At 62.7% G+C, this 21,557-nt stretch carries 3 protein-coding genes; all 3 read right to left on the bottom strand.

Features of this window, described 5'->3' with window-relative positions:
* Window positions 1-21 precede the first annotated feature (21 nt).
* On the bottom strand, window positions 22-1,197 hold the full coding sequence (locus E0L20_RS03555) for an HlyD family type I secretion periplasmic adaptor subunit (RefSeq protein ID WP_131632716.1): 1,176 nt from the start codon (window positions 1,195-1,197) through the stop codon (window positions 22-24).
* The gene (locus E0L20_RS03560; RefSeq protein ID WP_131632717.1) at window positions 1,194-3,359 is read right to left on the bottom strand and encodes a type I secretion system permease/ATPase; all 2,166 of its coding nucleotides are present in this window, start codon (window positions 3,357-3,359) and stop codon (window positions 1,194-1,196) included. Before E0L20_RS03560 ends, E0L20_RS03555 begins: the two co-directional genes overlap by 4 nt.
* Before the next feature lie 176 nt (window positions 3,360-3,535).
* On the bottom strand, window positions 3,536-21,541 hold the full coding sequence (locus E0L20_RS03565) for an Ig-like domain-containing protein (protein ID WP_131632718.1): 18,006 nt from the start codon (window positions 21,539-21,541) through the stop codon (window positions 3,536-3,538).
* Between the last annotated feature and the right edge of the window lie 16 nt (window positions 21,542-21,557).

Consider the following 21,557-nt stretch of genomic DNA (forward strand, 5'->3'; position numbering starts at 1 on the left):
GATAACCGAACGCCGGTTTTTTTATCTTTCCCGCATTGCCTCTTTTGCTTTGTTCAGCGGCTTCAGCAGATAATCGATAATGGTTTTGCTCCCCGTTTTGATATCTACGGTGGAGATCATGCCCGGAAATACCGGAAAGGTTTTACCCTGCTTATTCGTCAGATGGTTGCTGTCGGTACGGATGTAAACGCGGTAGTAATAAACATCCCTTTTCACCTCATCCTGAAGCGTATCCGGTGAAATCATCGTGACCTCACCTTCAAGACCGCCGTAGATGGAGTAGTCATAGGCGGTGATTTTCACCAGCGCTTTCTGGCCAGGATGAATAAAGGCGACATCGCGCGGCGAAATTTTCGCTTCGATGAGCATCTGATCGTCAAGCGGCACCAGGCTCATCAGTTTTCCATTCGGCGGAATGACGCCGCCGACGGTCGTTACGTCGATATCCTTTACGATCCCGCGCACGGGCGCATTAAACGTCAGGCGCGTCAGCGAGTCTTCCCGCCCTTTCATGACCGACCGCTGCGCTTCCATTTCGGCATTCGCTTTCGCCAGCTCTTCCCGGGCGCGAACGTAGTACTGGTTTTTCATCTCGGTGATTTTGCTCTCAAGCTCATTTTTTTGACGCTCAAGACGCAGGACCTCAACCTTGCTGGCCGCGCCCTGGGTGACCAGGGGACGCGTCAGGGACAGTTCGCGCTGCACAAGCTCTGCGCCCTGGCGTAGCCCCGCCAGCCCTTTTTCGAGACTTTCACGGCGCGACTGATAAAGCGCGGTTTCCTGTTTAACCAGCTCAACGTCATCATCCAGTTCCGTCGGGAATACCAGCGCGGTGTCGTTCACCTCGGCATTCAGGCGCGCGGCCGTTGCCATCGCGGCGTTTAGCCGGGATTCACTCTCCAGCACGCTGGACTCGGTTTTTGTCCGATCGAGCTGGGCAAGCTGCTGACCACGCTCGACGATATCGCCCTCGCGCACCAGCAGACTGTGAATAATCCCCCCTTCCAGGGACTGGATCACCTGCTCATGAGAGGACGGGATCACCTTGCCGCTGCCGGTGGTGACTTCATCCAGATGGAACAGGCTCGCCCAGGTGATAAACACGACCAGCAGGGCAAACAGCGACCAGGCGACAAGCGTAGATCGCGGCAGACGCGGCTCCTTCAGCCGGCTGTTAAAGCGGGAGAAATCATTCATGCCACGCCCTCCGTTTTCAGGGTGACGGTACGCTGCGGTGCTTTCTGCGCCGCCATGCCGTGCTGGCTCAGGATGGCGTCGCGCGGGCCATCCATGACGACCTTGCCGCTTTCCAGGACAATGATGCGGTCGACCAGATCCAGAATCGGCAGACGATGGGTCGCCACCACCAGCGTCCGGCGCTTGCCCAGCCACTGGTGAAGATGCTGGATAAACTGCTTCTCGCTAACCTCGTCCAGCCAGGCGGTAGGTTCATCCAGCAGCAGAATGTTCGGCGACGTAATCAGCGCGCGCGCCAGCAATAGTGCCTGACGCTGCCCGCCGGACAGGCCCGCGCCGCCTTCGTTGATGATGTAGTTCAGCCCCATCTTCTGCTTGCGCACAAACTCCAGCGCGCCGCTGTTCACCAGCGCCTGGTGGATCTCATCGTCGGTCGCCAGCGGGTTGCCCATCAGGATGTTGTCGCGCACGGAGCCAAAGAACAGCCGCGCCTGCTGGCTGAGCAGCTGCATATCGCGGCGCACGTCAGCCGGGTCCAGATGATTCAGCGCAATATCGTCCAGCAGGATGCTGCCCTGCTGCGGCTCCTGCATCCCCGCCAGCAGGTGCAGCAGCGTGCTTTTACCCGAACCATTCCGCCCGAGCACCGCGACGCGCTCCCCGGCGCGGATCTTCAGCCTGCCGATGTTGAGCACGGTGAGCTTCTCCTCCTCGTCGTACCAGAACCCTACGTCCTCGAGGGCGTAATCGCCGCGCAGGTGGGCCTTGTGCACCTTCTTGCCGTACTGCGGATCGTCAATCGGGCGCTGCATCAGGTCATCAAGCCCCTTGCGCGCGACTTTTGCCGACTGCCAGCGTGAAAGCACGCCGGAAATCTGCGACAGCGGCGCAATGGTCCGCGACGCCAGAATCGAGGTTCCCACCAGCGCACCGGTGGTCATGTCGCCGCTGATGACCAGGTAACAGCCCACCAGCAGCACCACCGCGTAGACGATGGACTGCACTTCCTGCGTCCACGTAAGCAGCAGCCCCGTCAGCCAGCGCTGCTTCATGCCGACGCTGGCGGCCACGTCATTGGTGTTATTCCACTGATTCTGGAAGCGCTGCTCGGCGCGCATCAGCTTGATGTCCTCAAGCCCCTGCACCGCTTCAACCAGCGTAGCGTTGCGAATGGCGGATTCACGCATCCCTTCGCTGGAGAGTTTCCCCAGCGGGCGCTGCACCAGCAGGCCGGGGATCAGCAGCAGCGGCACGGCGAGTAACACTACCAGCACCAGCGGGCCGCCAATCATCCACAGAATGAAGACGAACAGCAGGAAGAACGGCAGATCGGAGATGGCCGCAATGGTCGTAGAGGTGATCAGCTCGCGCACCGACTCCAGCTCGCGGATCTGGGCGATGAATGACCCGGTCGACTTAGAGCGCGCGCCGTTTTTGATCCGCAGCGCGTGGGCAAAAACGCGCTCGGAAATACGCAGGTCGGCGCGTTTCCCCACTACGTCCGAAATATGCACGCGCAGCATGCGCATGATGAATTCAAACACGATGGCGATCATCACGCCGCCAAACAGCACCCACAGCGTGGCCTCCGACTGCGACGGCACCACCCTGTCGTATACCTGCATGGAAAAGACCATGCCCGAGAGCGCCAGCACGTTGGCGACCAGCGCCACCAGCATAATGTCGCTGTAACGACGCCAGTCCTTCAGGGCGAGCTGCCAGAACCAGTTTTTCTCGTACGGCTTGATGTAGTCATCCACGCGCGCGTCCGGCGTGGACTCCAGCGGACGCAACACCATCAGCCCTTTCAGACGTGGCCCAAGCTCCTCACGCGTGAGCGTCGTCTCAAGGCCGCCGTCGCCACTAAACTGCAGGCTGACGTTGCCTTCGCTATCCATACGATTGATAACGGCAATCTGGCCGCCGGTGAATTCTGCCAGCAGCGGTAAACGCCACGGGTCCAGGGATACCGCCTCCGCCGCCACCCAACGCATCCCCAGCCCAAGCTGGCGCGCCATCTCCTCCAGCACCAGCTGGCGCGGAGACTGACTTTCATGGTTAATCGTGACCCGAACATGCTCTGCCGAAAAATCCAGCCGATAATGCTTCGCGATAATGAGCATGCCCTGCAGCCAGGGTTCGTACTGTGGGTGTGTCTTCATAATGCTACGTCCTGTTCAGGGCGATTATTCCGCACTGAAATGATACCCTTCCGGGATGATTAGAAATCGAACAATTCCTAAACGAACCGGCAAAATAATCTTATGAAAAATAGGGTTATGACTATTCATGTAAAGAAACGCAAAAAGCCGCGAGGATCGCTCCCCGCGGCGGTGTTTTACGCAATTAACAGCTGATGGTTCGCCAGCAGCGTCGCCAGATCCGTCTGCACGCCGTTCAGCGTGACCAGGGTGGTCGGCGAGAACTGGCCGCCCGTCCCGTCCAGATCCACCTGGATCTCGGTGTTGCTGCCGTTCTGCACCACGCGGATATAGTCGGCGATGTTGCCCGCGCTGCTGTCCAGCGTCGCCACGCCGTTGACATAGCTCGCCGAGCCGGTGCCGGTATAGCCGCTGTCGGAGAGCAGGTCGCGCAGGTCGATACGGTCCGTGTCCGCGGTGCCTTCCCAGGTGCCAACGGTGAAGCCGTTCACCACGTCGTGACCGTTACCGCCCGTCGCATCCGTGGCGTTGATCAGCTTGTAGAGCAAGGTATCGTGACCGCCGCTGCCGATATTGAAGGTGTCGTTCCCGCCGCGGCCTTCGAACTGGTTATCACCGCTGTTGCCGGTAATGACGTCGTCGAAGTCCGAGCCGTTGATCCCTTCAATGTTCAGCAGTCGTGACGTACCGAACCCGGTGTCCTGCGCGGTAGAAAGGCGCAGGTCAACGGTAACGCCGGAGGTCGCATTGCGGTAATCCACCACGTCCATGCCGCCGGTATTGCTCCAGGTGTCGTAGTCGGAATGGGTATTCCAGCCGCCGGAGCCGTTATAGGTATAGGTGCCATCCTCTGCGATAAAGGTGTCGTTATACCCGGTCCCGGTGATAGTTCCGCTGTGTCCGCCGGTGGCGGCTTCGGCAGTGAGGACATAGCCCTCTTTACCGTTGCCCGCGTCCAGACCTGTCCAGGTGACGTTATCCGATACCCCGTTAGTAATCTTCACGATCTCCGCCGAGTAGGTCTCATTCGGATCCAGCCCGTAGAAGCTCACCAGCGCAGAGGTATCGTTCGAGCCGATACCGGACTGGGCGTTGACGATCTGCGACGCCACCAGCACGCCCGCCGCGTTGTACAGATTGATCGTATTACCGTAGTAGGCGTTGATGCCCTCGCTGTCGACAATGTGCAGATGCATCGCGGTACCGTCAGCAATCTTCGCGTTGTTTTGCACCAGCACCACCTTGCCGTTCTGCTGGGACACCAGCAGATCCTTCGAACCGTCCCAGTTGTAGTCGACGGCGGCCACGCCGGTGACGTTCGCCAGGCCGGAAGCCAGCTGGCTTGAGGTCCAGGTTGAGCCATAGCCGTTGTTGGTAAACAGCGTTGCGGTTTGCGAGCCCCCGTAGGTGCTGAGCTTGACGATGTCCATCTGCCCGTCGCCGTTCCAGTCTACCGCTACGGACAGATAGCCCGCCGTGGCGTTAGAGGCTTCCACCGCGCTCTTGGTCGTGGAAAGTTTCCCGGTACCGTCGTTGTAGTAGATCACGCCGCCGTTGTTGTTGTAGCTGCTGCCCAGATACAGGTCCATATAGCCATCGCCGTTGAAGTCCGCCCACGTCATGGATGCCGCCGTGGTGGAGTTCGAGGTGTTCGCCACAAACACGTTGGTCAGGTTCTGGCCGATGGAGAGCGTGCCGTTGCCGTTGTTGTTGATCACGGTTAACGAGTACGCGCCGCTGCGGTTGGTGTGCTGCACAATATCCACCGTACCGTCGTTGTTCAGGTCGACGCCGGAGATCTCACGCCCGGAGTCGAACTGGCCGTAGAAACCGCCTTCCCCGCCGGTGCCGTCCGGCGTCAGCACGCCGTTGTTATTCACCAGGTAGGTCAGGGAGTCCATACCGGCATCGCCGTAGGCCAAGTCCAGATAGCCATCGCCGGTTTTGTCGTAGGCAATCACGCCGCCGAACCAGATGGTGGTCCCCATCGCCAGCTGGCTGGCATTGTAGGTGCTGCCATCGTAGGTCCACATAACCTGCGTAGAGCCTGCGTAGGTGTTCTCGGTCGCGAAGATGTCCTGCGTGCCGTTACGGTCAAAGTCGGCCGCCGTCTGGCTTACCACGTAATAACCACGGGTGTTGGTCAGCGTATTGCCGGCGTAGGTTGAATTATCGCTGCTGGAATAAGACTGTCCGTTAGCAATGATATTCCACAGCCCGCTGCTGTTCGTGCCGAGGGTCATGGTGGCGTTGTTGCCGTTCCCCGCCGTGGTTGCCCAGTCGGTATTCACCGAGGTGGTATCAATGACCAGGCTGCCGCTCGCCGTACCGGTGGTATTGCCGTTACCCGCACTGCTCTTCACCTGCGCCGTCACGCTGTAACTCGCCACGCCCAGGGCATCGCCGTCCGGGATCTGCAGATACCAGGTATTGTGATCCGGGTCGACCACTACCGCGCCGCCGGTCTGCGAGGTGTAGGTTTTGCCGTTCACAATCACCACCAGGTATTCCCCGTTCACCAGGTCCGCGGACACCGTGCCGTTGATAATTGGCGTGGTATCCGACGTGGTCTGGGCGGTAATCGCCGCCGTGGTGGTCGGGATGCTGGTATCGACGTTCAGCACAAAGCCGTCGGATTCCGTGTAGTTACCGGCTTTGTCGGTCACGCGCAGAATGTAGGTGTGATTGCCGTCCAGCAGGCCGTTGTCCTGATAGGACCAGCTTGCGCTGCCGTTCATCGTCACCTGACCCAGCAGGACGCCGTCGCGATAGAGCTGCACAATCTCGCCGTCGTCCGGGGCGCGGTTAAGCGTGCCGTTGATCAGCGGAGAGTCGTCATCGGTGGCGACGGCGCTGCCGAAGGTGCCCGTACGCTCGCCTTCCCCGTCGGTGTAGCTCACCACCGTGCCGACCGTGGCTGGCGGCGTGGTATCGACCGTCACCACCTGCGACGAGGTCGAACCGACGTTGCCCGCCTGGTCGATTATCCGCACCTGATAGGTGTAATCCCCGTCCGCCAGATCGCGGGTATCGGTGTAGCTCCAGCGCTGGTTAGTGACGGTAGCGTCAGTCCAGGTATTGCCGCCGTCGAGGCTGATCTGCACGCGCTCGTCGCTTGCCAGCGCGCTGCCCAGCGAGCCGTTAACGGTGAGCGTGGTGTCCATGGTGATGAAATCACTGCTGGACTGCCCGGTGTCCTCGCTGATGCTGTCGATGGTGATGCCGTACTGCGGCGCCTGGGTATCCACCGTCACGTCCTGCGCGGTGGTAGCCCCGACGTTCCCCGCCTGGTCAACGACCCGCACCTGATAGTTATGGCTGCCGTCGCTCAGGGTACGGGTGTCGCTGTAGCGCCACTGCGTACCGCTTACGGTGGCGTACACCCAGGTCGTGCCGCCGTCCATGCTGACCTGCACGTTCTCACCTGCACCCAGCTCCGCCCCGAGCGTCCCGTTCAGGGTGTACGAGGTCGAACTGGTCAGGAAGTCGTTATTGTCGAAACCGGTATCCACGGTGATGTTATCCACGGTCACCGTAATCGCCGCGTCCGGGGCGACCGTATCGACGGTCACCTGCTGATGGGCGCTTGAACCCACGTTGCCCGCCGCGTCCACCACGCGAACGTAGTAGTCGTAGGTCTGGTTACCCAGCGTGCGGCCGTCCACGTAGTACCAGCTGTTGCCGGTCACACTCACGTTCTGCCAGGTCCCCCCGCCGTCGATGCTGATCTGGGCATATTCGCCGTCGGCCAGCGTCGCGCCAAGGGAGCCGTGCAGCGTCAGGGACGTATCGTTGGTGATAAAGTCGCTGCCGCTCAGGCCGGTATCATCGCTGATGCTGTCGATGGCGATCGTTTTGCTGGCGTCCGGCGCCACGGTATCAATGGTCACCACCTGGCTTGTGGTGGCGCTGATATTCCCCGCGTCGTCAATCACGCGCAGCTGGTAGTTGTAATCCCCGTCGGCCAGCGTGCGGCCATCGACATAGGTCCAGGTCAGGCCGCTGACGCTCACGTCGGTCCAGGTGACGCCGCCGTCGAGGCTGATCTGGGCGTGGTCGCCGCTGCCCAGCGCCGCGCCGAGCGTGCCCTTGAGGCTGATCTGGTTGTCGCTGGTGATAAAGTCGCTGCCGGAAAGACCGGTATCCTGGGTTACGGAATCCACGGTAATGGTCGCCGCCGCAGGCTTCGTCAGATCAATCACCACGTCCTGGCTGTCCGTTGCCCCTACGTTCCCGGCGTTATCGATCACGCGCACCTGGTACTGGTACGTGCCGTCGGTCAGGGTACGACCATCGGCGTAGCGCCAGGCGGTGCCGGTCACGGTCAGTTCAATCCAGGTGGCCCCGCCATCGAGGCTGATCTGCGCCTTCTCGTTATTGCCGAGCTGCGCGGTCAGCGACCCGTTGACCACGACCTGAGCGTCGTTGGTGATGAAATCGCTGGCGCTCAGGCCGGTGTCATTCTGCAGGGAATCAATCGTAATTCCCATCGACGGCGCGGTCAGATCGACGGTGACGGTGTGATTGTCGCTGGCGCTGTTGCCGATGGTGTTACTCACCTGCGCGTTAATCACGTACGAACCGCCGTCCGCGAGCGCGGTCACGTCTGCGCTGCCGACCGTATAGCTCCAGGTGCCGTCATTCTGCACGGTCGCCGCGTAGGTTTTACCGTTCAGCGTAATGGTCACCGTCTGGCCCGCCGGGGCGTCGGTGGTGCCGCTGATCGCCAGCGCCGTACCGTGCTCGGCGGCGTTGACGATATCGTCCTGCGCAAAGGTGTTAATGGTGATGGTTGGGACATCGCCGTTCAGCGTCACGTCGTGCGTTGCGCTGCCCGGGTTGCCCGCCTTATCGTTTACCGAAGCGGTGATGGTGTAATCCCCGTCGCTCAGGCCGAGGAAATCCCGACCCGGCACGAAGACTGACCATGTGCCGTTCGCCGCCACGGTCGCCTGATAGCTGTGGCCGTTGAAGGAGACGGTGACCGTCTGCCCCTGTTCCGCGGTGGTGGTGCCGCTGATGGTCTGGCCCGCCAGCTGCTCCGCGTTGTTGACGATATCGTCATCGGCCACGGTGCTGATGGTTACGGTTGGCGCGACGGTATCGACCGTTAAGGTGTGCGTGGTCTGGCCGTTATTACCCGCTTTATCGTCGACCGAGGCGGTCACCGTCAGCGCGCCCTGGCTCAGCGCAGCCAGATCGGCTGCCGGAACATCCAGCGTCCACGTCCCGTCGTTCGCGACGGTGGCGGTGTAGGTTTTGCCGCCCAGCGTCACGGTCACGGTCTGCCCCGCCTCCGCGCTGGAAGAGCCGTGAACGGTCAGCGGCAGCTGTGCTTCCGCCGCGTTCAGCATATCGTCACCCGACAGCGCCGCAATGCTCACGACCGGCGCGGTGGTATCCACGCTGATGCCGTGCGTCGCCGAGGCGCTGTTGCCCACGCTGTCCTGGGCAGAAACAGTAACCTGATAGCTCGCGCCGTCGGCCAGCGCGCCAACGTCGGCGACCGGCACGGTGGTGGTCCAGGTACCGTCGTTCTGAATGGTGGCCGTATAGGTTTTGCCGTTCAGGGTTACCGTCACCTGCGTGCCGCTGGCGAACTGCGCGCTTGAGCCGCTAATCACCAGCGAGCTGCCCGCCTCCGCCGCGTTGATCACGTCATCGCCGCTAACGGTGTTGACGGTCAGCGCAACCGATGCGGTGTTAACCACGACGTCGTGCGTTTGGGTGCTGCTGTTGCCCGCGCCGTCGGTAATGGTCGCGCTGATGGTCACGGTGCCGTCGTTCAGGGCCGAAATCACGCTGGCCGGAACGCCCACGCTCCATTTGCCGCTGGCGTCGACGGTGGTGGTGTACTGATTCGAACCGATGGTGATGACCAGCTTATCCCCGACGCTCGCGCCGGTTGCCGTACCGCTGACGATCTGCGCCTGCCCGTGCTCGACGCTGTTAATGACGTTATCGCCCGCCACGACGTTAAAGCTGACGGTCGGCGGCGTGGTATCGAGCGTAATTGCTTTGCCCGCGCTGCCCGGGTTACCCGCGGCATCGCTCACGCTGACCTGCACGGTATAGCCGTTGTCCGCCAGCGCGGACAGGTCGGTGCCCGGCACGTTCACGCTCCAGACGCCGCCCTGCTGCACCTGCGCGGTATAGCTCTTACCGCCCAGCGTCACGGTCACCGTCTGGCCGACTTCCGCCGTGGTGGTGCCGGAAATGTCCACGCCCGCAGCCGCTTCGCTGCCGTTAATCACGTTGTCGCCTGCAACCGTATCAATGCTCACGCCTGGCGCGGTCGCATCCACGCTGTACTCGCGGCCCGCCGAGGCGCTGTTGCCGTTCACGTTGGTGACGCTCACCTGCACGCTGGCGTCGCCGTCTCTAAGACCGGTGAGATCGGCAGACGGCACGGTGGCCGTCCAGCTACCGTCGGCGTCCACTTTCGCGGTGTAGGACTTGCCGCCAAAGGTGATGGTGACGGTCTGGTTCTCCTCCACGTTGGACGTGCTGCCGGACAGCACCAGATCCGCGCCTTTTTCCGCCGCGTTAATCACGTCGTCGGTGGCGATGGAATTGATGCTGACGGCCACCGCCGCCAGATCGACGGTGACATCGTGGCTAATGGTGACCGGATTGCCCGCGGTGCTCTGGCCTGCCACGGTGACGGTCACCGTGCCTGCTGCCAGGGCCCCGACGTCTGCCGCCGGGATAGCCGCGCTCCAGGTGCCGTTAGCCAGCACGGAAGCGGCATAGGTTTTACCATTAACGGTGACCGTCAGCGTCGTGCCGGTCGCCAGCCCGTCGCTGGAGCCGGTGATAATCAGGTTTTGAGTATGTTCAATGCTGTTGATCACGTCGTCGCCCGCCACGGTATCCACGCGCAGGCCCGGCAGGCTGGCGTCGATAGTGATCTCGCGCTCGCCCGTTCCCGTGTTGCCGTGGCCGTTGGTGACGGTCGCCGACACGGTCAAATCGCCGTTGCCCAGCGCCGTAAGGACGGATTCCGGCACGTTGACGGACCAGGTGAGATCGTTCTGCACCGTTGCGGTGTAGCTGTTGCCGCCAAGGGTGACGGTAACGGTATTGCCCGCTTCCGCGTTCGCTACTTTGCCGCTGAGGGTCTGGCCTGCGGCCACTTCCGCCGCGTTGATGACGTTATCACCTGCGACAGTATTGATGGTCACGGTCGGCAGCGCGGTGTCCACCTGCAGGTTCGCGGTGTTGCTGATGCTGTTGCCTACGCCGTTTGTGGCGGCGGCGCTCAGGGTGTAGTTGGCTTCGCCGAGGCCCGCCAGATCCGCCGCCGGAACGGTGAGGCTCCAGCTTCCGTCTGCCGCGGTTGTCCCCGTGTACTGTTTACCGTTCAGCGTCACGGTCACCACGGTGCCTTCCGCCAGGTTGGCGCTGGTGCCGGTAACGCTCAGATCCTGACCTTTCTCCACCGCGTTCAGGACGTTATCGCCGCTGATGGCGTTAAAGCCCACGGACGGCAGGCCGGTATCGACGGTCACGTTATGGCTGCCGGAACCGGTATTGCCCGCCGCGTCGGTGACCGACGCCGTAACCGTCGCGGTGCCGTCCTGCAGCGCGGAAATCACGCTTGCCGGGACGCCCACGCTCCAGTTACCCGCCGCGTCCAGCACGGTGGTGTACGTCTGACCGCCGATGGTGACGGTGACCTTGTCGCCCGCAGCCGCGCCGGTGGCGGTGCCGCTGACGATCTGCGCCTGAGCGTGCTCGGTGATGTTAATCACGTCATCGCCCGCCACGGTGTTGATGGTGACCGCAGGCACGGTCACGTCCACCGTCAGAGTGCGATCGACCGACGCCGGGTTGCCCGCCTTGTCGCTGACGCTCGCGGTCACGGTGACGCTTCCGTCGGTTAATCCTGCCAGGTCAGCCGCCGGTACGTTCAGCGTCCAGCTGCCGTTCGCGCCTGCGGTTGTGGTGTAGTCTTTGCCGTTCAGCGTCACGGTCACGGTCTGGCCCGCTTCGGCGGTGGTGGTGCCGGACACGGTCAGATCGCTCTTCGCTTCTGCGGCGTTCAGAATGTCGTCGGCCGCCAGAGTGTTAACGGTCACGGACGGCGCGGTAGCATCCACGCTGTACTCGCGGCCCGCCGAGGCGCTGTTGCCGTTCACGTTGCTGACGCTCACCTGCACGCTGGCGTCGCCGTCCTTCAGGCCCGCCAGATCCGCCGACGGTACGGTGTAGGTCCAGCGACCGTCGTCACCCACGGTGGTGGTGTAGATTTTGCCGTTCAGGCTCAGCGTCACGGTCTGTCCGGCCTCCACGTTGGTGGTCGCACCGGACAGCACCAGATCCGCCCCCTTCTCCGCCGCGTTAATCACGTCGTCGGTGGCGATGGCGTTGATGCTGATGGCAACGCTCGCCAGATCCACCGTCACATCGTGGCTGATGGTAATCGGGTTACCCGCTGTACTGTCGCCGGTAACGCTGATTTTCACGGTGCCTTCCGGCCACGCGCTGACGTCGGTGGACGGGATCGCCGCGCTCCAGGTGCCGTCCGCCAGCACCGTGGCCGCGTAGTCTTTACCGTTGACGGTGACGGTCAGCGCCGTGCCCGGCGCCAGCCCGTCGCTGGAGCCGTTAACGATCAGGTTCTGATTGTGCTCGATGCTGTTCACCACGTCGTCGCCCGCCACGGTATCCACGCGCAGGCCCGGCAGGTTGGCATCGATAGCGATCTCGCGCTCGCCGCTGCCGGTGTTGCCGTGGCCGTTGGTGACGGTCGCCGTCACGCTCAGGCTGCCGTTGCCCAGCGCGGTCAGCACGTCAGACGGCACGTTCACGGACCAAGTGAGATCGTTCTGCACCGTCGCGGTGTAGGTGTTGCCGCCGATGGTGACGGTAACGGTATTGCCCGCTTCCGCGTTCGCCACGGTACCGCTCAGGGTCTGGCCTGCCGCCACTTCTGCCGCGTTGATGACGTTGTCGCCCGCCACGGTGTTGATGGTGACGGTCGGCAGCGCGGTGTCCACCAGCAGGTTCGCGGTGTTGCTCACGCTGTTGCCCACGCCGTTGGTGGCGGTCGCGTTCAGGGTGTAATTGGCCTGACCGAGACCGGCCAGATCCGCCGCCGGAACCGTCAGGCTCCAGGTACCGTCCGCCGCGGTCGTGGCCGTGTAGTTTTTACCGTTCAGGGTCACGGTCACCAGGGTGCCTTCCGCCAGGTTGGCGCTGGTGCCGTTGACGTTCAGATCCTGTCCTTTCTCCACCGCGTTCAGGACGTTGTCATCGCTGATGGCGTTAAAGTTGACCGACAGCAGGCCGGTATCGACGGTCACGCTGTGGGTGCCGCTGCCGGTGTTGCCCGCCGCGTCGGTGACGGACGCCGTCACGGTCACGGTGCCGTCGCTGAGGCCGGAAATCACGTTCGCCGGTACGCCCACGCTCCAGTTACCCGCCGCGTCCAGCACGGTGGTGTAAGTCTGGCCGCCAATCGTGACGGTGACCTTGTCGCCCGCAGCCGCGCCGGTGGCGGAGCCGCTGACGATCTGCGCCTGACTGTGTTCAGCCACGTTAATCACGTCATCGCCCGCCACGGTGTTGATGGTCACCGCAGGAACGGTCACATCCACCGCCAGATTGTGGTCAACGGACGCCGGGTTGCCCGCCTTGTCGCTGACGCTCGCGGTTACGGTGACGCTGCCGTCGGTTAATCCTGCCAGGTCAGCCGCCGGTACGTTCAGCGTCCAGCTGCCGTCCGCGCTGACCGTCGCGGTATAGTCTTTGCCGTTCAGCGATACCGTGACCGTCTGGCCCGCCTCGGCGGTGCTGGTGCCGGAAATCGCCAGGTCAGACTGCGCTTCCGTGGCGTTGAGGATGTCGTCTGTTGCAATCGTATTGATGGTCACGGACGGCGCGGTGGCATCCACGCTGTACTCGCGGCCCGCAGAGGCGCTGTTGCCGTTCACGTTGCTGACGCTCACCTGCACGCTGGCGTCGCCGTCCTTCAGGCCAGCCAGATCCGCCGACGGTACCGTGGCGGTCCATTTGCCCTCCGCGTCCACCGTGGCGGTGTAGCTCTTGCCGCCAAAAGTGATGGAGACGGTCTGGTTTTCCTCCACGTTCAAGGTGGTGCCGGAGAGCACCAGATCCGCGCCCTTCTCGGCGGCGTTAATCACGTCATCGGTGGCGATGGCGTCAATGCTGATGGCAACGCTCGCCAGATCCACCGTCACATCGTGGCTGATGGAAACCGGGTTGCCGACGCTGCTCTGGCCCGCAACGCTTACGGTAACGGTGCCTGCGCCCAGCGCGCCCACGTCCGCCGCCGGGATCGCCGCGCTCCAGGTGCCGTCCGCCAGCACGGTGGCCGGATAGGTTTTGCCGTTGACGGTCACGGTCAGCGCCGCGCCCGCCGCCAGCCCGTCGCTGGTACCGGTGATAATCAGGTTCTGTCCGTGTTCGATGCTGTTGATCACGTCATCGCCCGCCACCGTGTCGACGCGCAGCCCCGGCAGGTTAGCGTCTATAACGATTTCGCGCTCGCCCGTTCCGCTATTACCCACGCCGTTGGTCACGCTGGCTGACACGGTCAAATCACCGTTGCCCAGCGCCGTCAGGTCGGATTCCGGCACGTTAACGGACCAGGTCAGATCGTCCTGTACCGTGGCGGTATAGGTGTTGCCGCCAATCTTCACGGTCACGGTGTTGCCCGCTTCGGCATTCACCACCTTACCGCTGATGGTCTGGCCGGTAGCCAGCTCGGAGGCGTTGATCGCATCGTCACCCGCGACGGTGTTGATGATCACGCCGGGCAGCACGGATTCGACGTTCACGGTATGCGACGCGCTGGTGCTGTTGCCGACGCTGTCCGTTGCGGAGGCGGTGACGGTGTAAAGCGCTTCGCCCAGCTGGCCCACCTCGCTCGCCGGAACGGTGGTGGTCCACAGGCCGCTGTCATTCACGGTAGCGCTGTAGGCTTTGCCGTTGAGCATCACGGTTACCACCGCGCCCGCTTCCAGCCCGGAAGCCGAGCCTGCGATGGTCAGATCCTGCGTTTTCTCGGTGCTGTTGATCACGTCGTCACCGGAAACGGTGTCGATGGTCAGCGCGGGTGCGGTCAGGTTGACTTCAACATCGCGCGTGGCGCTGTTGCTGTTTCCGGCCTTATCGGTCAGCGCCGCGGTGATGGTGTAATCCCCGGCGGTCAGTGCACCGACGTCTGCGGCAGGCACGCCCACGCTCCAGTTGTCAGAGGCGTCCAGGGTCGCGGTGTAATGTTTGCTGTTAATGGTGACGGTTACCACGTCGCCCGCCGCCGCGCCGGTCACGGAACCGGTGACAATCAGCGCCTGCGCGTGCTCGGCGCTGTTGATCACGTTGTCGTCGGAAACGGTATTGATGGTCAGCTGCGGCACCGTAGTATCGACCAGCACGTCGCGGCCTGCAGAGGCCGGGTTCCCCGCCTTATCGGTGACGGCGGCGCTGAGGGTGTAGCTGCCGTCGGTAATCGCGCCCACGTCCGCAGACGGCACGGTCACGCTCCAGCCGCCGCCAGCCTGTACGGTGGTGGTGTAGTCTTTGCCGTTCAGCGTCACGGTGACGGTCTGGCCCGCTTCGGCGTTTGAGACGCCGTTAACGACCAGATCCTGCTGCGCTTCGGCGGCGTTGATGATGTTGTTATCGCTGACGATCTCGATAGACACCGTCGGCGCGGTGGCGTCCACGCTGTACTCGCGGCCCGCCGAGGCGCTGTTGCCGTTCACGTTGGTCACGCTCACCTGCACGCTGGCGTCGCCGTCCTTCAGGCCTGCCAGATCGGCAGACGGCAAGGTGGCCGTCCAGTTACCGTCGGCATCGACCTTCGCGGTATAAGACTTGCCGCCTAAGGTGATGTAAACGGTCTGGTTTTCTTCCACGTTGGTCGTCGCGCCCGAAAGCACCAGGTCCGCGCCCTTTTCGACGGCGTTAATGACGTCGTCCGTCGCTATGGCGTCAATGCTGATAGCCACCGTCGCCAGATCGACCTTCACGTCGTGGCTGATGGAAACCGGGTTGCCCGCCGCGCTCTGGCCGTCCACGGTCACGGTGACCGTGCCCGCGCTCAGCGCCCCGACGTCCGCAGCCGGAATGGCCGCCGTCCAGGTGCCGTCCGCCAGCACGGTGGCCGCGTAGGTTTTGCCGTTGACGGTCACCGTTAACGCCGCGCCCGTTGCCAGGCCTTCGCTGGAGCCGGTAATAATCAGGTTCTGAGCGTGCTCAATGCTGTTGATGACATCGTCGCCCGCCACGGTATCGACGCGCAGGCCCGGCAGGTTGGCATCAATGGTGATGTCGCGCTCGCCGCTGCCGGTGTTGCCGTGGCCGTTGGTGACGCTTGCGGACACGGTGAGATCGCCGTTACCGATGGCGGTTAAGACCGTGGACGGCACGTTGACCGACCAGCTCAGATCGTCCTGAACCGTCGCGGTATAGGTATTGCCGCCGATTGAAATGGTGACAGTGTCACCGCTAGCCGCACCGCTCACTTTGCCGCTCAGGGTCTGCCCGGCAGCCACTTCCGCTGCGTTAATCACGTCGTCGGTGGCAACCGCATTAATGGTCACCTGCGGCAGCGCGCTGTCGACCAGCACGCTGTGGCTGGCGCTTGCGCTGTTGCCCGCCGCGTCGGTCACGCCTGCCGTAACCGCGTAGCTCGCTTCGCCCAGCGCAGAGACGTTTGCCGCCGGAACGGTAACGCTCCAGTTCCCGCTGGCATCGGCGGTGGCGGTATAGCTGATTCCGTTCAGGGTTACGGTAATGGTGGTGCCGTCCGGCTGGTTGCTGGTGCCGGACACCTGCAGATCCTGGCCTTTCTCGGTCGCGTTGATCACGTCGTCAACCGCGAGGGTATTGATGGCAATTACCGGCGCGGTCAGGGAGACGTCAAACTCATGCGTCGCGCTGGCGCTGTTGCCTGCTTTATCGGTGAGGGTTGCGGAAATCGTCTGGTCGCCGTTTGCCAGCGCGCCCACGTCCGTCGCCGGAATGCCCACGCTCCAGCTGCCGGAGGCGTCGAGCATCGCGGTGTAGTCTTTGCCGTTAAGGGTGACGGTAATCAGGTCGCCCGCCTGCGCGCCCGTCACCTTGCCGGAGACGATCAGCGCCTGGCCGTGCTCGGCGATATTCACGACGTCGTCGCCCGCCACGATGTTGAACGAAATCTGCGGTACGGTGGTGTCGACCAGCACGGATGCACCCGCGCTGGCCGGGTTGCCCGCCTTATCGGACACGGTCGCCGTGACCGCCGCGCTGCCGTCGGTAATTCCTGCAAGATCCGCCGCCGGGACGTCCAGCGTCCAGCTGCCGTTCGCCTGCACCTGCGCGGTATACTGATTGCCGTTGAAGGTCACGGTGACCGTCTGGCCCGCTTCGGCAGTAGAGGTGCCGCTCAGGGTCAGATCCTGCGCGGCCTCTGCCGCGTTCAGCATGTTGTCGCCGCTGATAGTGTTGATGGTCACCGTCGGCGCGGCGGTATCGACGCTGAATTCCTGCGCCGAAGACGCCGCGTTGCCGTTCACGTTAGTGACGCTGACCTGCACGCTGGCGTCACCGTCCTTCAGGCCGCTCAGATCGGCAGCCGGTACGGTCCAGGTCCAGTCGCCGTTGGCATCCACCGTGGTGGTATAGGTTTTACCCGCGACGGTGATGGTCACGGTCTGACCCGCTTCAACGTTGGAGGTGGTGCCGGACAGCACCAGGTCCTGGCCCTTTTCCGCCGCGTTGAGCACGTTATCGTCGGTCACGCTGCTGATGGTGATGGCGACAGGCGCCAGATCGACGTCCACCACGGTGCCGATGTTCACCGGGTTGCCCGAGGCATCCTGCGCGCTTGCTTTAATATCCAGCGAGCCGTCGGCCCACTGGGACACATCGGCCGCCGGGACCGCCGCCTGCCAGGTGCCGTCCGCCAGTACCGTTGCGGAATAATCTTTACCGTTGATGGTCAGGGTCACGGTACTGCCGGATGCCAGATCGGTGCTGGAGCCGGAGACAATCAGGTTCTGGCCGTGTTCGATGATATTGATAACGTCATCGCCCGCCACGGTATCAATGCGCAGGCCCGGCAGCTGGGCGTCGATGGTAAAGTCCATCGATGATGCGCCGGTATTGCCGTGCGCGTTGGTGACGCTTGCCGAGACGGTAAGTTCGCCGTTGCCGAGCGCGGTGAGCTGGGTCTCGCTTAACGGCAGGCTCCAGGTCAGATCGTCCTGCACGGTGGCGGTGTAACTCTGTCCGCCAAGGATAATAGTGACAGTGTCACCTGCCGCCGCGTTAGCCACCTTGCCGGTCAGGGTTTGTCCTGCCGCCACCTCCGCTGCGTTAACGATATTATCGCCCGCAAGGGTGTTGAGGGTGACAACCGGGAGCGAACTGTCCACCAGCACATCGTGTGAGGTAGAGGCGCTGTTGCCCACGCTGTCGGTGACGCTCGCCGTCACGGTGTAATGGGCTTCGCCCAGCGCGCTGACGGCAGAGGCCGGCACGGTCACGCTCCAGTTACCGCTGGCGTCGGTGGTGGCGGTGTAGTTGATGCCGTTCAGGTTAACGGTGATGCTGGTCCCTTCCGGCTGGTTGCTGGTGCCGGAAAGCAGCAGATCTTCGCCCTTCTCGGTCGCGTTGATCACGTCGTCCGCCGCCAACGTGTTAATACCGATAACAGGCGTTACGGTGTTCACCACCACGTCCAGCGAACTGCTGCCGGTGTTGCCGGATCGGTCGGTCACGGAGACGTCGATGGTCCAGGTGCCGTCGGTCAGACCCTGCACGACGGACGCGGGCAGGCCGAGGCTCCAGTTGCCCGATGCATCCACCACCGTGGTGTAATCCACGCTGTTAATGGTGATGGTCACCCGGTCGCCCGCCGCCGCGCCGGTGACGGAGCCGCTGAGGATCTGCGCCTGCGAATGGGCGAGCTGGTTAACGGTGTTGGTGTCGGTAACAAATTCGTTGATGGTCACCTGCGGCACGGTGGCATCCACCAGACCAACGCGATCGGCGCTGCTGCTGTTGCCCGCCACGTCGCTGACCGTAGCGGTCACGGTCACCGGACCATCCGTCAGGGCACCCACGTCGGCGGCCGGTACGTTCAACGCCCAGGTCCCGTCCGTCTGGACGGTGGTCTGATACGTTTTGCCGTTCAGCGTCACGGTGACCGTCTGTCCCGCTTCCGCAGTGCTGGTACCGCTTAAGGCTAAATCCTGCTGCGCTTCTGCCGCGTTGATGATGTTGTCGTCGGTCAGGTTATCAAGCGTAATGGCCGGAGGCTGCGTATCCACCGTGACCACGCGCGCGGCGTCCGCGCTGTTGCCGCTGACGTTGGTCACGCTGACGCTCACCTGCGCACGCCCGTCGATCAGGGTTTCCATCGCGCTGGCCGGCACGTTCAGGCTCCAGGAACCGTCCTGCTGCACCTGCGCGGTAAAGGTCTGGTCGGCGAATTTCACCACCACGGTCTGCCCTGGCTCCACGCCCTGCGTCTGGCCGGAGAGGGTTAAATCTGCGCCTTTTTCCGCCGCGTTCAGCATGTCATCGCTGGAGACGGTATCAATGGTCACCGCCACGGCGTTCAGGTCGAGTTCAATCGGGTGTTCAGCCGCAACGGTATTGCCCCAGGCATCCTCGGCGCTGACGTTGACCGTCACCTCACCCGCCGTCCAGGCCTGCAGGTCCGCCGCCGGGACGCCAATCTGCCAGCTGCCGCTGGCGTTCACCACGGCGTTATACTCAACGTTGTTAATGATGACGACGATCGGCGTACCCGCGGCCAGGTGGGTGCTGGAGCCGGTGACGGTCAGATCGTGCTGCTGCTCGATGGCGTTGATCACGTCATCGCCGGAAATGGTATTCACTCGCAGGCCCGGCAGCGCGGCGTTGATGTTGATATCGCGTTCGCCGGTACCGGTATTGCCGTGCGCATTGGTTACGGAGGCGCTGAAGGTCAAATCGCCGTCGCCAAACGCCTGAAGATCCGCCGATGGGATTTTCACGCTCCAGGTCAGATCGCCGCCAACCGTCGCGGTGTAGCTCTTGCCGCCTACGGTGATTGAGACGGTATCACCCGCCGCCGCGCCCGTGACGCGTCCGCTGAGGGTTTGATCAACCGCCACTTCTGCATTATTGACCAGGTTATCGCCCGCAAAGGTGTTGATGATCACCTGCGGCAGCACGGTATCGACCAGCAGATTTGCCCCGGCGGAGCCGCTGTTACCCACGCTGTCGGTGCCGCTGACGCTGACGGTGTAAAGGGTGTTCGCCAGATTCAGCACGTCGGAAACCGGCACCTGAACGGACCAGACGCCGTTTGCAACGGTGGCCTGATAGCTGACGTTGTTTAGCGTCACGGTGACGGCGCTGCCGTCCGGCAGGTTGCTGGTGCCGCTCAGGCTCAGGGGCTGCATCGCTTCCTGCGCATTCAGGACGTTATCCTGGCTGATGGCGTCAATCGTGAATTCCGGCGGGTTGCCGCTCAGCGTAATGCCGTGCGTCGCGCTGCCGGTGTTGCCCGCCGCGTCGGTCACGGAGACGGAAATCGCGTGGCTGCCCTCACCGAGCGCGCCGATGACGGAGGCAGGCACGCCGACGCTCCAGCTGCCGTCCGCCTGCACCACGCCGGTATAGGTCTGGCCGCCGACGGTGACGGTCACCACATCGCCCGCCGCCGCGCCGCTTGCCTGGCCGGAAATAATCTGCGCCTGGCCCTGCTCGCTGGTATTCAGAATGTCGTCGCCCGCGACGGTGTTGATCGTCACAACGGGCGCTGCGGTATCAACCGTGAAATCGGCGGTGGTGGAAGAGCCGTTGCCCGCTTTGTCGCTGACGTTGGCCGTCAGGGAGTGCTCGCCGTTAGCCATCGCCTGAACTTCACTGGCCGGAAGCGTGACGGACCAGGTGCCGTCGCTGCCCACGGTCGCGGTGTGGTTTTTGCCGTTCAGCGTGACCGTCACAATCTGGCCCGCTTCCGCGTCGGTTTTCCCCGTCAGCGTCAACGGCTGATTGTGTTCCGCCGCGTTGATAATGTTGTCCTGCGCGATCGTATCGACGGACAGGGTTGGCGCAGCGGTATCAACGCCGATCGTCTGGCTGCCGCTGACGGTATTGCCCGCCGCGTCTCTTCCGCTTACGTTGACCGTCCAGGTACCGTCACCCAGCGCCTGCGCGTCTGCGGCAGGCACCTTCACGCTCCACGCGCCGTTTGCCCCCACCTCTGCGGAATAGGTTTTGCCGTTCAGCGTGACGGTCAGCGCCGTACCCTGCGCCAGGTTTTTACTGGTGCCGGAGAGCGTGAAGCCCGCGGACTGTTCGCTGGCGTTGATCGCGTTATCGCCCGCCGTCGTGGCGAGCGTCACGGTGGCGTCTGCGGTCGACACGGTCACGGTGATGCTGCCCGCAGAGGTGGTTTTGCTGCCGTCGATCTGCACGACGGACCAGGTATGTTCCCCGTCAGCCTGGGTCGGGAGTTTTACCGTCCAGGTGCCGTCCTTCGCGACCATGGCGCTGGCGATGGTGCTGCCGCTGCTGTCTTTGATCTGAATGGTTGCGCCGGGCTGGCCCGTACCGCTAAAGGTTGGGGTGTTATCATCCGTGACCTCTTTTGCACTCAGCACCCCCTGCTTGTCACCCGCTTTGTCCGTCAGCAAAAATGTTGGCGTCGCGCTTTCTACTTCTTTCGTATTATCAATAACTTTAATTTTGGTTTCGCCATCACCCCCGTTAGCCAGCAGCGCGCCGATAGCGCCGCCGCCTAACGCCGCACCGGCGATCCAGCCCCACGGCGCATCGCTTAAGACGCTTCCCTGCTCCAGGAAAGGTTCAATGCTGCTAATCGGTGCGGCCTGCGCGGTTAATTCAGTGACGGCAACGCCTGACGCTTCCCCGGCATCGGCAAAAGAGATATGAGTCAGCTCCTGATTATCATTGAACACCAGCTCTGACTGGTTGTGCGTCTCAGGATCTTCAACAAAATAGTTATTGCAGCGGATCACGCTGCCATCTTTCATATAAATGAGAAGGTCTTTACCCTGGCGGACATAGCGCGCCACGTCCTGAGCAGAGCCCTGGATTTCAATCACGCTCGGGGATGAAATAGAGACCGAGAGATTGCCCTCTCCGGTTAATTTCGTTTTCTCCGCCGTTTTGCGAATAATGACATCAACAACTTTTACGTTACTCATATTCTTCTCCTTGCAG

It is taken from the genome of Enterobacter wuhouensis, assembly GCF_004331265.1.
GTDB lineage: Bacteria > Pseudomonadota > Gammaproteobacteria > Enterobacterales > Enterobacteriaceae > Enterobacter > Enterobacter wuhouensis.

Bases quoted from the DNA above. Each gene is read 5' to 3' on its own strand.
- E0L20_RS03555 (WP_131632716.1), bottom strand. From the start codon at position 1,197: ATGAATGATTTCTCCCGCTTTAACAGCCGGCTGAAGGAGCCGCGTCTG.
- E0L20_RS03560 (WP_131632717.1), bottom strand. From the start codon at position 3,359: ATGAAGACACACCCACAGTACGAACCCTGGCTGCAGGGCATGCTCATT.
- E0L20_RS03565 (WP_131632718.1), bottom strand. From the start codon at position 21,541: ATGAGTAACGTAAAAGTTGTTGATGTCATTATTCGCAAAACGGCGGAG.